General features: G+C 69.8%; 14 protein-coding genes and 2 pseudogenes. 3 read left to right on the top strand and 13 right to left on the bottom strand.

All coding sequences use genetic code 11. From position 1 onward, the window contains the following. Positions 1 to 23: 23 nt before the first annotated feature. Complete coding sequence (locus L0H79_RS03830; protein ID WP_301483223.1) at positions 24 to 749, bottom strand: SDR family NAD(P)-dependent oxidoreductase; 726 nt, start codon at positions 747 to 749, stop codon at positions 24 to 26. Between the two features lie 81 nt (positions 750 to 830). Then, positions 831 to 1,838, bottom strand: a complete 1,008-nt coding sequence (locus tag L0H79_RS03825) for an acetamidase/formamidase family protein (protein ID WP_301483222.1) — start codon at positions 1,836 to 1,838, stop codon at positions 831 to 833. 267 nt (positions 1,839 to 2,105) lie between these two features. On the opposite strand from L0H79_RS03825, the gene L0H79_RS03820 reads away from it, so the two are divergent. Then, positions 2,106 to 2,516 carry a transferase gene (locus L0H79_RS03820; protein WP_301483221.1) on the top strand — a complete coding sequence of 137 codons (411 nt, stop codon included), beginning with the start codon at positions 2,106 to 2,108 and terminating at the stop codon, positions 2,514 to 2,516. 159 nt (positions 2,517 to 2,675) lie between these two features. Here the strand turns inward: L0H79_RS03820 and L0H79_RS03815 are convergent, their stop codons facing one another. From L0H79_RS03815 to L0H79_RS03790, 6 genes are all read right to left on the bottom strand, one after another. Beyond that, a complete protein-coding gene (locus tag L0H79_RS03815; RefSeq protein WP_301483220.1) occupies positions 2,676 to 3,218 on the bottom strand; it encodes a TetR/AcrR family transcriptional regulator in 543 nt (180 codons plus the stop codon). Next, positions 3,215 to 3,676: a nitroreductase/quinone reductase family protein gene (locus tag L0H79_RS03810; RefSeq protein ID WP_301483219.1), complete on the bottom strand. Its 462-nt coding sequence runs from the start codon at positions 3,674 to 3,676 to the stop codon at positions 3,215 to 3,217. The genes L0H79_RS03815 and L0H79_RS03810 overlap by 4 nt, the downstream gene beginning before the upstream one ends. A gap of 124 nt (positions 3,677 to 3,800) precedes the next feature. Beyond that, positions 3,801 to 3,881: a hypothetical protein gene (locus L0H79_RS03805; RefSeq protein ID WP_301483249.1), complete on the bottom strand. Its 81-nt coding sequence runs from the start codon at positions 3,879 to 3,881 to the stop codon at positions 3,801 to 3,803. Between the two features lie 402 nt (positions 3,882 to 4,283). After that, positions 4,284 to 4,589 carry a hypothetical protein gene (locus tag L0H79_RS03800; RefSeq protein ID WP_301483218.1) on the bottom strand — a complete coding sequence of 102 codons (306 nt, stop codon included), beginning with the start codon at positions 4,587 to 4,589 and terminating at the stop codon, positions 4,284 to 4,286. A gap of 241 nt (positions 4,590 to 4,830) precedes the next feature. After that, positions 4,831 to 5,277, bottom strand: a complete 447-nt coding sequence (locus L0H79_RS03795; RefSeq protein ID WP_301483217.1) for a TA system VapC family ribonuclease toxin — start codon at positions 5,275 to 5,277, stop codon at positions 4,831 to 4,833. Continuing rightward, a complete protein-coding gene (locus tag L0H79_RS03790; RefSeq protein ID WP_301483216.1) occupies positions 5,274 to 5,513 on the bottom strand; it encodes a CopG family transcriptional regulator in 240 nt (79 codons plus the stop codon). The genes L0H79_RS03795 and L0H79_RS03790 overlap by 4 nt, the downstream gene beginning before the upstream one ends. A gap of 210 nt (positions 5,514 to 5,723) precedes the next feature. On the opposite strand from L0H79_RS03790, the gene metE reads away from it, so the two are divergent. After that, complete coding sequence (gene metE / locus L0H79_RS03785; protein WP_301483215.1) at positions 5,724 to 8,027, top strand: 5-methyltetrahydropteroyltriglutamate--homocysteine S-methyltransferase; 2,304 nt, start codon at positions 5,724 to 5,726, stop codon at positions 8,025 to 8,027. 5 nt (positions 8,028 to 8,032) lie between these two features. On the opposite strand, the gene L0H79_RS03780 is transcribed toward metE, so the two are convergent. Together L0H79_RS03780 and L0H79_RS03775 are read right to left on the bottom strand one after the other, a co-directional pair. Then, positions 8,033 to 9,430: an aminotransferase class V-fold PLP-dependent enzyme gene (locus L0H79_RS03780; RefSeq protein WP_301483214.1), complete on the bottom strand. Its 1,398-nt coding sequence runs from the start codon at positions 9,428 to 9,430 to the stop codon at positions 8,033 to 8,035. A 191-nt stretch (positions 9,431 to 9,621) separates the two neighbouring features. Continuing rightward, on the bottom strand, positions 9,622 to 10,530 hold the full coding sequence (locus L0H79_RS03775; protein WP_301483248.1) for an HNH endonuclease: 909 nt from the start codon (positions 10,528 to 10,530) through the stop codon (positions 9,622 to 9,624). A 531-nt stretch (positions 10,531 to 11,061) separates the two neighbouring features. Between L0H79_RS03775 and L0H79_RS03770 the strand changes: the two genes are divergently transcribed. After that, the gene (locus L0H79_RS03770; protein WP_301483213.1) at positions 11,062 to 11,730 is read left to right on the top strand and encodes a Uma2 family endonuclease; all 669 of its coding nucleotides are present in this window, start codon (positions 11,062 to 11,064) and stop codon (positions 11,728 to 11,730) included. Positions 11,731 to 11,875: 145 nt separating this feature from the next. Here the strand turns inward: L0H79_RS03770 and L0H79_RS22150 are convergent, their stop codons facing one another. The 3 genes and pseudogenes from L0H79_RS22150 to L0H79_RS03765 form a co-directional block, all read right to left on the bottom strand. After that, on the bottom strand, positions 11,876 to 12,133 hold the full coding sequence (locus L0H79_RS22150; protein ID WP_367652428.1) for an RCC1 domain-containing protein: 258 nt from the start codon (positions 12,131 to 12,133) through the stop codon (positions 11,876 to 11,878). Continuing rightward, positions 12,100 to 12,198: pseudogene (locus tag L0H79_RS22145) on the bottom strand (chromosome condensation regulator); the annotation flags it as partial. The gene L0H79_RS22150 and the pseudogene L0H79_RS22145, both read right to left, overlap by 34 nt. Continuing rightward, a pseudogene (locus tag L0H79_RS03765) lies at positions 12,195 to 12,452 on the bottom strand (RCC1 domain-containing protein); the annotation flags it as partial. The pseudogenes L0H79_RS22145 and L0H79_RS03765, both read right to left, overlap by 4 nt.

Here is a 12,452-nt window from a genome sequence, read left to right as displayed (position 1 = left end):
GGTTCCTGGCCAGTACCGTCCCGTTAGAACTGGATGCCGCGCGTCAGGGCTCCGTCGACGAGGATGTTCGCGCCACTGATCCGGCTGGCCCGCGGGCTGGCGACGAACACGACCGGTGCGGCGATGTCCTCGGGGGCGCCCATGTGACCTGTCGGGTTGAGCCCGACGGCCATCTGGTAGAGGGCCGGGTTGTCACGCTCGATGCCGGCCCAGACCCCGCCGTCGAAGTAGGTGTTGCCCGGAGACACGGTGACGGCCCGAATCCCCTTCTCTGCCAGCTGGATCGCCAGGCCGTGGAGGTAGCCGACGATCGCGGTCTTGGCGACCCCGTACGGGCCGGAGGCGAAGTCCGACTCCCGTCCGGAGACGCTCGAGATGGCGACGATGCACGCCGCGTCGCTCTGCTCCAGGTGTGGCAGCGCCGCCTTGACCAGCCGGACGGTGTGCATGAGGTCGACGTTCAGACTCGTCTCCCAGTTCTCGTCGGTGTCCGGGATCGCCAGGGCGCTGACGTTGGCGACGACGACGTCGAGCCCACCGAACCGCTGCGCCGAGGCGGCCACCCACGCCTTGAGGCCTGCAGCGTCCGCGACGTCGACGCACGTCCCCGCCACCGTCCCGCGCTCCGCGAGCGCCGCCTCGGCCGCTGCCACGTCATCGGCGTTCCGCGAGCAGAACCCGACGAGCGCGCCCTCGTCGAGGAACCCCTCGACGATCGCACGGCCGATACCCCGCGTGCCCCCCGTCACGAGGACACGTTTCCCAGTGAGCTGCAGGTCCATGGCCAGCCTTTCGTCGTTGGTACCGGGGACTGAGGTGTGCCGCCGAGCTCAGACCGTGCCGAGCGCGCTGGCCCGCTCGCGCAGGTCGGCGTGGATGCCGCCGAACGCATGAGCACCGGGAAGGAGCGTCTTGGCCGCTTTGACGACGACGCTGTAGTTGACGTCGACGACGTTGGCGACCGGTACCTCGGCGACCTGGGAGCACAGCTGGTAGGCGTCCATGACGTGCAGGCCGTACAGCTGTGCGACCCAACCGACGAGCTCGGCGTTCGCGATGCGCCACGAGTCCTCCATGGGGCGGCTGGAGCCGACGGTCATCCAGTGGGTGTCGTCCTCGATGCGCGGCCACGCCGGGGCGCCGCCCTTGACGAGGTCGACGATGATCGTCGATGTCATCGCGCCTTCCACCGCGGTGCCGCACGCCTCGCCCTCGCCCTGCCGGTAGTGGCCGTCGCCGATCGAGAAGAGGGCGCCCTCGACGTTGACGCCGAGGTAGACCGTGGCGCCGGCCCGCATCTGCGGGGTGTCCATGTTGCCGCCGAAGCGTTCCGGCACGAGCGACGACCTGGCCTCTGACCCGGCGGGCGCCACCCCGACGGTGCCGAGCATCGGCTCGAGTGGCAGCTCGATGTGGTGGTCACTGTGCCGGGCCGCGAACCCGACCGTGCGCCTGTCCCGGTCGAGCTGGTAGATCCAGGTCGTGTCGGGCAGCGGCTGCTGCAGGGTGACGACCCGGTCGGTGCTCGTCATGCCACCGAAGAACGGGATCGCCGCCGACGCGCCCCAGTCGCGAGCCGGCTCGAGGTCGACCAGATGCAGGACGAGCGTGTCTCCCGGCTCGGCCCCCTCGACGTGGAACGGTCCCGTCTGCGGGTTGACGAAGCGCAGGTCGACCTTCTCACTGGACAGGTCGTCGACACTGCGCAGCACCCCGCCGAAGGCGTCGTCGGACCAGAGTCGCAGCGCGGTGCCGGGCTCGACCCGAGCCAACGGCGCCACTCCACCGAACGTGTAGGCGTACTGGTCACGGGTGGGTGTCAGCTCGACGAGGTCCATGGCCCACGGTAGACCCTGCGGCGGCCCCTCGACAGCACCTCGGGACGCCCATGTCATACGCCGAGCACTGACTCTGACCACGGTCGGAGAGACGATCCCGACTCGTGGCCGAGCAAACGGCGTGTCTTGCACCCCCTGCTGCGTCCATCTGGTGAGATTCAGGCTGAGACTTCTCGTCCAGAACGGAATCCTGCGACCTACTCGCACGTTTCATTCTTGAGCACAGCCGTCATGCCGTGCCCTGAGAGAGAAAGAAGGTGGAATGTCGTGCAGAAGCGGAAGAAGTACGTGGAGATCGAGGAAGACAATGGCGCCGTCCTGCGGTACTTCCACCACGCCAACGGCGACGGTCTGGTCGAGGAGACGGCCGCCGTTGACCCCACTGCCCACATCGAGCGGTCGGCCTACGTCGATCCTGGCGCCAAGGTCGCGGCGGACGTTCGCATCCACAGCGGCGGCTGGGTGGACCGAGGCGCCATGGTTCGATCCGGTGCCGTCGTCGGCAGCTGCGTCCACGTCGGGTGCGGCGCCGTGATCGGCTCCGACGCGAAGCTCGGCCCCCGCGTCAAGATCGGTGCCGGGGCCCGCGTCTGTGACGGGGTGCACATCGAGGCCGACATCGTCATCCCGGCCGGTGCCGTCGTGCGCGACCACCGCCGCAACGGCCTCGCCGCCTGAGACGCCGCACCCGTGCCCCCCCGCGGGTGCGGTCTCAGTTCCAGCCTGCACGCCGCGTTGTATGCCGCCGTGCGGGCGAGTGCTTCGTGCGCGCCTGTTGCGCGTTCAACGGGATCTACGGGGCACAGGCCGCTCGAGGCCGTGAGGCCCGTGCGGCGGTCAGGGGCGCGAGAATGCCCGCACTCCGGAGCGCCAGGTCCGGTCGAGGTCGGAGTCGTCCATGAACCGATCGTCGATCTCGAGGATCGTCATGCCGTGGGCGAAGGCCCACAGCGCCTGGGCCAGGTAGGGCTGACCGGTGACGAGGAAGAACGGCTCCCCAGACCACGCCTCGAGCCCCGGAGCCAGCAGGTCGCGCGCCGGGCCGGGCGCTGTCGTCAACCGATAGAGGTTGGGGTTTGCCAGCGCCATCCCCCGGTACGCCGCGAGGAGCGCCGCGACCGGTCCGCGCCGACCGGGCCGCTCGACTGCCCGGTGCAGCGTCGCTCCCATCTCGGCGAAGGCATCCTCGACAAGAGCCGCCTCGACGTGCCGCTTGCTCGGGAAGTGCTTGTAGAGCGACGGTGCCCGCATCCCGACCGCATCGCCGAGTCGGCGCATCGTCAGCGCGTCAGGCCCGTCATGCTCGAGGATCCGGCGGGCCGTGGCGACGATCTCGGCGGCCCGCTCACTGCGGACCGCCGGGGCAGGTGCGGTCGTCACGGCATCGAGAGCCGGAAGGCCGGATGGCGCGGCGCGATCCGTTGCAGCTCGGCATCGCTCGAGTCGGCGTCGACGCCGTCGAAGAACACGCCGACCTCGGCCTTCCAGCGGCGTAGGTACGGGCGCAGGATGTCGAGCTTCTCGTCGTCGGCGAGCTCGGTGGCAACCCGGTGCTCGCGGGATCGCCCGAGCAGCAGGTCGAGTCGCCCCTCGGTTGCGCGGACGTTGCGCACCCACTCGGCGTTGCCGCGGGGTGCGACGAGGTAGTCGACCCCGGCGACGGTGAGCAGGTTGACCGGCACCTGGCGCGGCAGCCCGCTGCGCCGGCCTGGGACCTCGAGCACCCGGCTCCCCCAGACGCTGACGCCCTGTCGGGTGAGCCACGCGACCGCCTTGTTCATCACGTTCCTGGTGAACCAGCCGGGCCGCTGGTAGTGGGTCGCTGCGTTCTTCGTCATCGTTTCGCTGCCTCCTTCGCTAACATTGTTAGCCAAACCCTAGGCTAACGTCGTAAGCCAGTCAAGAGTGCGGCTTTGCTGACAGGTCCAGGTCACGACCGCACGAGTGCCGCAGGTCGACCCGTCAGCCGCGGTAGGCATCGCGTCGGTGACGAACCGTCACGATTTGGACCGATCGACCGTCCTGATCGATCCGGTAGATCACCCGGTAGTCGCCCCGACGCGCCGAGTGCAGGTCCTCCAGCGGTGCACGCAGGGCTTGCCCACCCGACGGGGATTCTCCGCCAAGGGACAGAGGATGAACTCCACCAGGCGACTGCGGCGCTCTCGTGGAGCTGTCGGGCCACGGCGCGGGCCGCTTGGCGCGACCACGTGATCCGGTGCTGGCTCACCGAGCTCCACGTCGGGTCGCCGGTAGGGTCGCGAGCACCTCCTCGGTGCTGACGACATCACCAGCCTCGAGCTCGGCCAACGCCTGCTGGATGGGTCATCCACAGGATCCCAGACCAGCACCTCGCCTGTGGCGATCGGCATGTCGCTGAAGGTAGCAACGACCGGCTGCCCTCTCGGCGACATTCCACCAGGGCCGGGTCGCAGGAAGCCGCCATCAGGAGGCCGCGGTCAGGGGCTCGGGCATCGCGAAGACGCCATCGCGCGTCGCGACGTGGAAGCCGAGCAGCCGGACGCCATGCTCGGCGCACAGGTCGATGGTCCGCTGGTGCCAGGCCCGGTCCGTGTCGTCAGCGTGGAGCCCGCGGGAGCGGCCGCGTCCGAGCAGCACCGCCCCGTCGATCTCGGCGACGAGCGGCAGGACGAGACGCAGGAATCTCGTCACACCGTCGAGGTCGACAGCTTCGTCCTCGTCCGCGAACAGGATCGGGTTGATCCCCCGGCCCCGCTCGTCGCACAGCATGATGCCGAGCGACCCGTAGTGACGCGACTCCTCGCTGACGATCAGGTCGATGACGTCGCCGGCGAGGCGCGGGTCGGGTGAGGGGCAGCTCGCGGAGGTTGGGTGGCAGGTCTTCGAATGACATGCCCTTCATCGTGGCCGTCCCGGCCGAAGTGCCGTCAAAGTTGTCCACAGGCCCACTTCGGATGCCGCTGGGCGGGGTCCCAGCCGTGCGTCCTCTGAGCGGACGGTTGCGTGCCGCTCAGCGCGCAGGCGGTGTCCTCGGCGGTCGGGGGTTGATCCAGTGGAGGCTGTCGAATCGGGCGAAATCGGTGTCGAAGGAGCAGATGCCGGTTCCGTGCTCGATGGCCAGCGCGGCCAGGTGGGCGTCCGTGACAAGGTTCCCGCGCAGGTCATCGTCGATGAGAAGCCGGCCCAGGATGTCGCGGTGGCGGCCCCCCGGTGTCGGCACCCATGCTTGGTCGGCGTCGAGCCAGTCGGTGACGCAGCCCCAGGCATCCGCCGGGGCCAGCGGGTTCGCCGTCACGCGGGGATGGGTGATGATGCGCTGGAACGCCATCAGCGACACCCACGGCAGCCCGACGCGTTCGACGCCGTTCATCGCCTCCTCCAGCCACATGCGCGCTGTGCTGTGGAAGTGCGACTGGTCGTCGACTGCGTAGAGCAGGACGTTGGCGTCGACGATCACCGGGCGTCCTCGGCGTCGTACTGGTCGAGCAGTTCGAGCGTGTCGGCGATGTCAGCGACGTCGGTCCGCAGCCCGACGCTCGCCGTCCGCTGCCGGAAGGGGACGGCCTTCTGCTCACGCGCGAGGCCCGCACGGGCGAGCTCGTTCACGGCCTCCCCGAGGCCGATGTGACGTTCCCGGCGCAGTCGTTCGGCGGCCGCCGCGACCTCTGGGTCGAGCCGTACCGTTGTCCTCATACCGCGATGTTAGCACCACAGATGCATGTTCATGACATCAGTGATGCTGCAGGACGTATGCCGCTGGGCTCGTTCCCGGCCATGCGCCCGCCGGGGGTGGGCCGCACAGGGCACCACGGCACCGGGGATACTCGAGACCTACCGGCACCGCGTCGGTGCCGCCTCGCACAGGACCGGGGCAGGTTTCATCGAACACATGAGGAGAGAGCCATGGACGAGAGCGCGCCCTCGATCGGTGCGACCGTGCTGGGCTATCCGCGCATCGGGCCCCACCGGGAGCTCAAGTTCGCTCTGGAGCGCTACTGGTCCGGCCGGATCGACCGTGCCGAGCTGGAGCAGGTGGCTCGTGACGAACGTGCTCGGACCTGGCGGGTGCTGCGCGACGCCGGGCTCGACAGCATCCCGTCGGGCACCTTCTCGCTCTACGACCAGGTCCTCGACGCGGCAGTGCTGCTCGGCGCCGTCCCGGCCCGGCATCGCGAGATCCATCAGCGGGACCCGCTTGCGGGCTACTTCGCCATGGCCCGTGGGACTGCCGAGGTCGCACCGCTGGAGATGACCAAGTGGTTCGACACGAACTACCACTACCTCGTGCCCGAGATCGGCCCCGACGCCCCGTTCCGGTTGGACGCGACCAAGCCGCTCGCCGAGCTGGCCGAAGCCGCCGAGCTCGGCATCGCCACTCGCCCGGTGCTCCTCGGCCCGGTGTCCTTCCTCCTGTTGTCCAAGCCGGACGACCAGGCACCCGAGGGGTACTCGCCGCTCGCCCGGCTCGACTCCCTGCTTCCCCTGTATGCGGACCTGCTGGCGCAGCTGCGCGCCGCCGGCGCGTCCTGGGTCCAGCTCGACGAGCCGGCCCTGGTGCGCGACCGGGGTGACCAGGAGCTGTCCGCCGCGCACACGGCATACCAGGCATTGGGTGGGTTGGACGACCGTCCGGCGCTGTTCGTCGCGTCCTACTTCGGCAGGCTCGGTGCGGCGCTGCCGTTGCTGGCCGACACCCCCGTCGAGGCCATCGGCGTGGACCTGTGCGCAGGCGCCACCGTCGAGCAGCTCGCCGAGGTGCCCCGGCTGCGCGACAAGACCTTGGTGGCCGGCATCGTGGACGGCCGCAACGTGTGGCGCACCGACCTGCGCGGCGCGCTCGGCACCTTGCAGACCATGGTCGGCGTCAGCGGGTCACTGGCCGTGAGCACGTCCTGCTCCCTGCTGCACGTCCCCTACACGCTCGACGCGGAGGAGGCCTTGGACGAGCGGATCCGCCCGTGGCTGGCGTTCGCCCGAGAGAAGGTGCACGAGGTGGTGACGCTGCAGTGCGGGCTGTCGCAGGGCCCGGCCGTGGTGAGCCAGGAGCTGGCGCAAGCGGCGTCCGCCATCACCGGGCGGCGTGAGTCGGCGCTCACCCGGCGCCCCGACGTTCGGGCGCGAGTGGCCGCGCTGGACGAATCGGACCGGACCCGGGGGGATGCCGAGCAGCGTCGCACGCTGCAGCACGAACGGCTGGGGCTGCCACCGTTGCCCACCACCACGATCGGCTCGTTCCCGCAGACCGACGAGGTCCGCGCGACCCGGGCCGGCCTCCGCGCGGGGCGGGTCGACACCGTAACGTACACCGCGAGGATGCGCGCCGAGATCGAGCGCGTGATCCGGCTGCAGGAGTCGCTCGGCCTGGACGTGCTGGTCCACGGCGAGCCGGAGCGCAACGACATGGTGCAGTACTTCGCCGAGCTGCTCGACGGCTTCGCCACCTCGGCGCACGGCTGGGTGCAGTCCTACGGGTCGCGGTGCGTGCGTCCGCCGATCCTGTTCGGCGACGTGAGCCGGCCCGCACCGATGACCGTGCCGTGGATCTCCTACGCGCAGTCGCTCACCGACCGTCCGGTCAAGGGGATGCTCACCGGGCCGGTGACGATCCTGGCCTGGTCGTTCGTCCGGGACGACCAGCCGCTCGCCGACACCGCCTTGCAGGTCGGGCTCGCCGTCCGCGACGAGACCCTGGACCTGGAACGGGCGGGGATCGGGGTGATCCAGGTCGACGAGCCCGCGCTGCGCGAGCTGCTGCCGTTGCGCCGGGAGGACCAGCCGGCTTATCTCGGCTGGGCGGTCGACGCCTTCCGCGTCGCCACCAGCGCGGTCGCCGACGGCACCCAGGTCCACACCCATCTGTGCTACTCGGAGTTCGGGGACGTGGTGGGTGCGATCGACGACCTCGGCGCGGACGTGACCAGCCTGGAGGCGGCGCGATCCCGGATGGAGGTGCTCCCGGCGCTCACCCGCGGCGGGATGGACCGCGGGGTGGGCCCGGGTGTCTACGACATCCACTCACCGCGCGTCCCGAGCGTGGCCGAGATCACCGAGCTGCTCCAACGTGCGGCGGTGTCGGTCCCGGTGGCCCGGCTGTGGGCCAACCCGGACTGCGGCCTGAAGACCCGCGGTTACGCCGAGGTGGAGGCGGCCCTGACCAACCTGGTGGCGGCGGCCACGCAGGTGCGGGAGTCGCTCTCGACGCGCTGACCCGGTCAGGAGCAGTGGTCCGTCCCCTCCCGGGCGGCAGTCAGGATCGCGTCGGCGGACACGTCGATGTCGTGCTCGGTCGTGTCCGCGTTGGACACGGAGAACCGCATGAGCCGCCGGCCACGCCACGTCGTGCCGCCGACCCAGCACGTGCCCTCGCGCTGTACCTGCTCGATGATGGCGTCGGTGCGGGCGAGGTCGCGGAAGCTGACGAGGACCTGGTTGAGCACGACGTCGTTGTGGATCGTCGCCCCCGCGGCGGCGAGTCGGCCGGCCATCCGGCGGGCCAGCTCGCAGCACTGGTCGACGAGGTCGGCGACTCCCGTCCGGCCGAGCTCGCGCAAGGCCGCCCACACCGCGAGCCCTCTTGCTCTCCGGCTGGATTCGGCCGTCAGGTCGCCGAGGACGTAGTCGGCGGCGGCGCCCGACCCGGTGAGGTACGACGCGCTGTACGACATCGTCGCGGCATGTAGCTCTGGGTCGCGGCAGAAGGCGAGGCCGCTGTCGTACGGGACGTTGAGCCACTTGTGCGCGTCGGTGCCCCACGAGTCGGCGAGCTCGACGCCGTCGGTCAGGTGGGCGGTGCGCGGGCTCGCGGCCGCCCAGAGCCCGAAGGCTCCGTCGACGTGGACCCAGGCGCCGTGTTCGCGGGCCAGCGGGATCGCGGTGCGCAGGTCGTCGCAGGCGCCGGTGTTGACGTTGCCGAGCTGGAGGCTGACGATTATCGGCGCGGTGGTGTCGCGAGCGAGCACCTCGCGCAGGCGAGCGACGTCGATGGCGCCGTTGGCGTCGGCGGCCACAGGCTCGATACTGGCCGTGCCGAGGCCGAGCAGCTTGGCGGACCGGTCGATCGTCGCATGCCGCTCCTCGCTCGCGACGATCCGCACCCGCGGGGCTCCGGCGAGGCCGTCGCGCGCGACGTCCCAGCCGGCGTCGGCGAGCACCTTCGTGCGGCCGATCGCGAGACCGACGGTGTTGGTCGCCTGGGCGCCGGTGACGAATCCGACCGATGCGCTTGCCGGCAGGTGGAGCAGGTCCTTGAGCCACGTGCCGGCAGCCCGTTCGACGGCGGCTGCCGCCGGTGAGAGGGCCTCGTTGTAGGCGCACTGGTCCCAGCCGACGGCGAGGATGTCGGCAGCCGACGCTGCGGGCAGCGCGCCGCCGGTGACGAAGCCGAAGAACCGCGGCCCGACGGTGCCCATGATTCCCGGCGCCGTTCCGGCGACGAGCTGCTCGATGACCTCGCTCGGTGGGGTGGGTGCGTCTGGGAGCACGCCGCCGAGGGCATTGTCGAGGGCCACCCGATCGATCTCCGGCTGAACCGGCCGCGCCCCCACGGTGGCTCTGTGGTCGGCCGCGACTTGCGCCGCGTTGGTGAACAGGCTCAACAGGTCGTCAGTCATCTGCCCATGGTCGCCGACGCCATGGCTTCCGTCACGGCCGCATCACCGAGAGCCGACAGGCGCCTCCCCCCAAATGATCGAGTGTGCAGCAGTCCTCATCGAGTGTGCAGCGCTTCCGATCGACTGTGCACCACAACCCAGACGTAGGGCTCCCCGCCGTCTCGATGCCACACGGTCGGCAGGATGGAGGGTCAGCCTGCGGTTCGGAAGTGCTCGTAGGCGAGCCCGAGAAGGTCCGGATCTGGCCGCTCACGACGAGACGCCGGCACGACCATCAACTTCTGTCGATGACGTTCCTGCAATCCATACCGCAGCATCGGCCCATCGACCTCCGCCAGCAGATCTGCGCGGATCTCGACGACGTAGTCCGGCCGGACTCCCAGGATGCCGGAGTCCAGGGCAGCATGATGGATCTTGCACAGCGCCAACCCGTTTCGCACCGCCGCGATACCAGCATCATCGCGGTCCGGCACGATGTGCGCCGCGTCGAGGAGCTGGCTGTGCCGCAATGAGCACACCGCACAACGTGTCTCGTAGGCACGAAGGACCGTCGCGCGGAAGATCGGCTGGTGGAGCCGCCTCTTGGTCTCGACCGTGATGTAGCGCTTCAGCGTTTCCTCGACAGCTCCCTCGACCTCGAGCGCGCCCGCACTCACGGCGTCGACGACGAACTGGTGCCAGGGTGGCTCCTCCCCCACTATGAACACGGGGAACGTTGGCAAGTAGGCACCCGGTCCCACTCCGAAGAACCAGATCAAGGGCAGCTTGCGCTCCATCGCGACTCGAAGCCCACGGTTCTCCGGATGGCCCGGATCCGTCCCGCGGTACTTGTACCGGATCAGTCCATCCGCGCCCACGTCGTCGTTGTAGGGACGGTCAGTTCCCTCAGGCCGGTACACCGTCCGAAACGAGAGGGCAGCCTCGAGAACGGCAGGTTTCCTGATGCCGCGTTGCAGGTCCATCAGTGGTATCGGCGCACCGCGAAACCGGAACTCCTTGAGCTCGTCCGTGGTCAGGGAGTCGGCTCCATCATTGGTGCGCACTGCCAACCAGGACATTGCTTCACGACGCAGTTCCAGATCGAGTTGTTCCGACCACATCTCCGACACGCGATCAGCTTGCCACACACGCCGATAAGGGTCGTGGGTCCGCGAGAGTGTCGCACCCGAGGGGTGTCTTAGTGGTCAGGATCGTAAGTTCGTCGGGGGTCAAGGTCCAGGCGGTGGGGTCGCCCAGGTTGAGGCCGCAGGCGCAGTCCAGGGCGTCTTCGGGGGTGCCGGCGAAGGCGCCGCTGGGCAGCACGGAGTCTTGGTAGCCGTTCTTACTGGCCAGGTGGATGGCAAAGCCCCAGCGGGCGGCGGAGCCGCCCGCTGTATCCCAGTCGCATCAACGGTGTCGAGGTCGGCTTGTCGACGCAGCCGGCTGGTCCCGGTCGTTGCCAGGCCGGCCCACGCCGACCTCATCCCCGACCACGAGGTCGGCATCGCCGGGCCGTCGAGATCTTCGCCGGTCTGCTCCACCTCCTCGACGAGACCCCGACCGCTGAGCCAGCCCTGTGGACAACTTCCCGACCGGTCCGGGTGGATCTGTGATGCTGGTGATCATGACGACGAGGAGGCACCATGGGGAGCATGAAGACGATCGAGCGGGGACGCCCCTTCACCGCGGCCGATCTCGACGCGCTGCCCTTCGTGACGGCCGGTGCGCGGGTTGAGCTGGTCGACGGCTCGCTCCTCGTGCATGGGACGTTCACCCGGGCGGACCTCGACGCCATGCCCGAGGACGGTCGCCGCTACGAGCTGCTCGACGGGATGCTGGTCGTGACGCCTGCACCGTCCTTCCGGCACCAGCGCATCGTCGGTGAGCTTTACCCCGTGCTGCGAGCCGCCTGCCCTCCGGGTCTGCACGTGCTGTTTGCTCCCTTCGACGTTGCCTTGGCCGAGGCCACGGTGACCCAGCCGGACCTGCTCGTCGCGCCGCGCGAGGCCTTCACCGCGAAGGAGCTGCCTGTGGCCCCGCTCCTCGCGGTCGAGGTCCTCTCCTCGAGCACGCGGCGCATCGACCTGGGACTCAAGCGGGAGCGCCATGAGCGGGCCGGGACCGCGTCCTACTGGGTGATCGACCCCAGCGAGCCGTCGCTGATCGCGTGGCAGCTGGACGGCGGCCGGTACGTCGAGGTCGGCCACGCCGTCGGCGAGGAGACCTTCGAGGCGAGCCAGCCGTTCCCGGTGCGGATCACGCCGGCGCGCTGGTCAGCTGAGATGTCGACCGGCGGAAACGCCGGTAGGCGAGCATCGTGAAGGCCAGCGCCCAGACCACGGACCAGAGGGCGCCGTGGACGAGGTCGGTCCATACATCTGTCGAGTGCAGCCAAGATGGCCCGACAGGACACCTGAGATCTTGCACAGGGGGCTTCGAACGAGGTTCGTGCGAAGTAGATGAGACTCACGGGACGCGGAGGTCAGACCAGGCAGCAGTCTCGCACTGACCGTCGTCGTTGCGGCCGACGGCGACCGCCGTGCCGTCACTGCGCAGGCCGACAGTGTGTCGTGTCTGGAGCCTGCGGCGACGGCGATGATGTCGCTCCAGTCGCTCACGTCGCACTGGCCGTCGTGGTTGTTGCCGGCAGCCATGACCTGACCGCCCGAGGTGAGGCCGACGGTGTGGTAGCTGCCGGCCACCACCGCCACGACATCGCGCCATTCGGTCACGTCGAGGACACCGGTGGATGAGTCACCCGCGGCGACCACCCGTCCGTCCCTCATCACAGCGACGGTGTGCAGGTAGCCGGCCGCAATGGCCGTGAGGTTGGTCCATCCAGCGAGCTCGCACTGCCCCGGCGGTTGGCACCCGTAGCGACAGCGGTGCCGTCGGCACGCACGCCGACGGCGTGCCAGTCTCCGCAGGACACCGTCACGACCTCGCGCCACCCGGTCACGTCGCAGGCGCCCTCGTTCCGGCGGCCGGCCGCGAGCACCGTCCCGTCACTTCGTAGGCCCAGGGTGCGTCGCCACCCGCCCGC

The organism is Intrasporangium sp. (genome assembly GCF_030452765.1).
Classification (GTDB): Bacteria; Actinomycetota; Actinomycetes; order Actinomycetales; family Dermatophilaceae; genus Intrasporangium_A.
The sequence above is the reverse complement of the archived record's forward strand: the minus strand, read 5'-3'. Positions and strand labels throughout refer to the sequence as shown.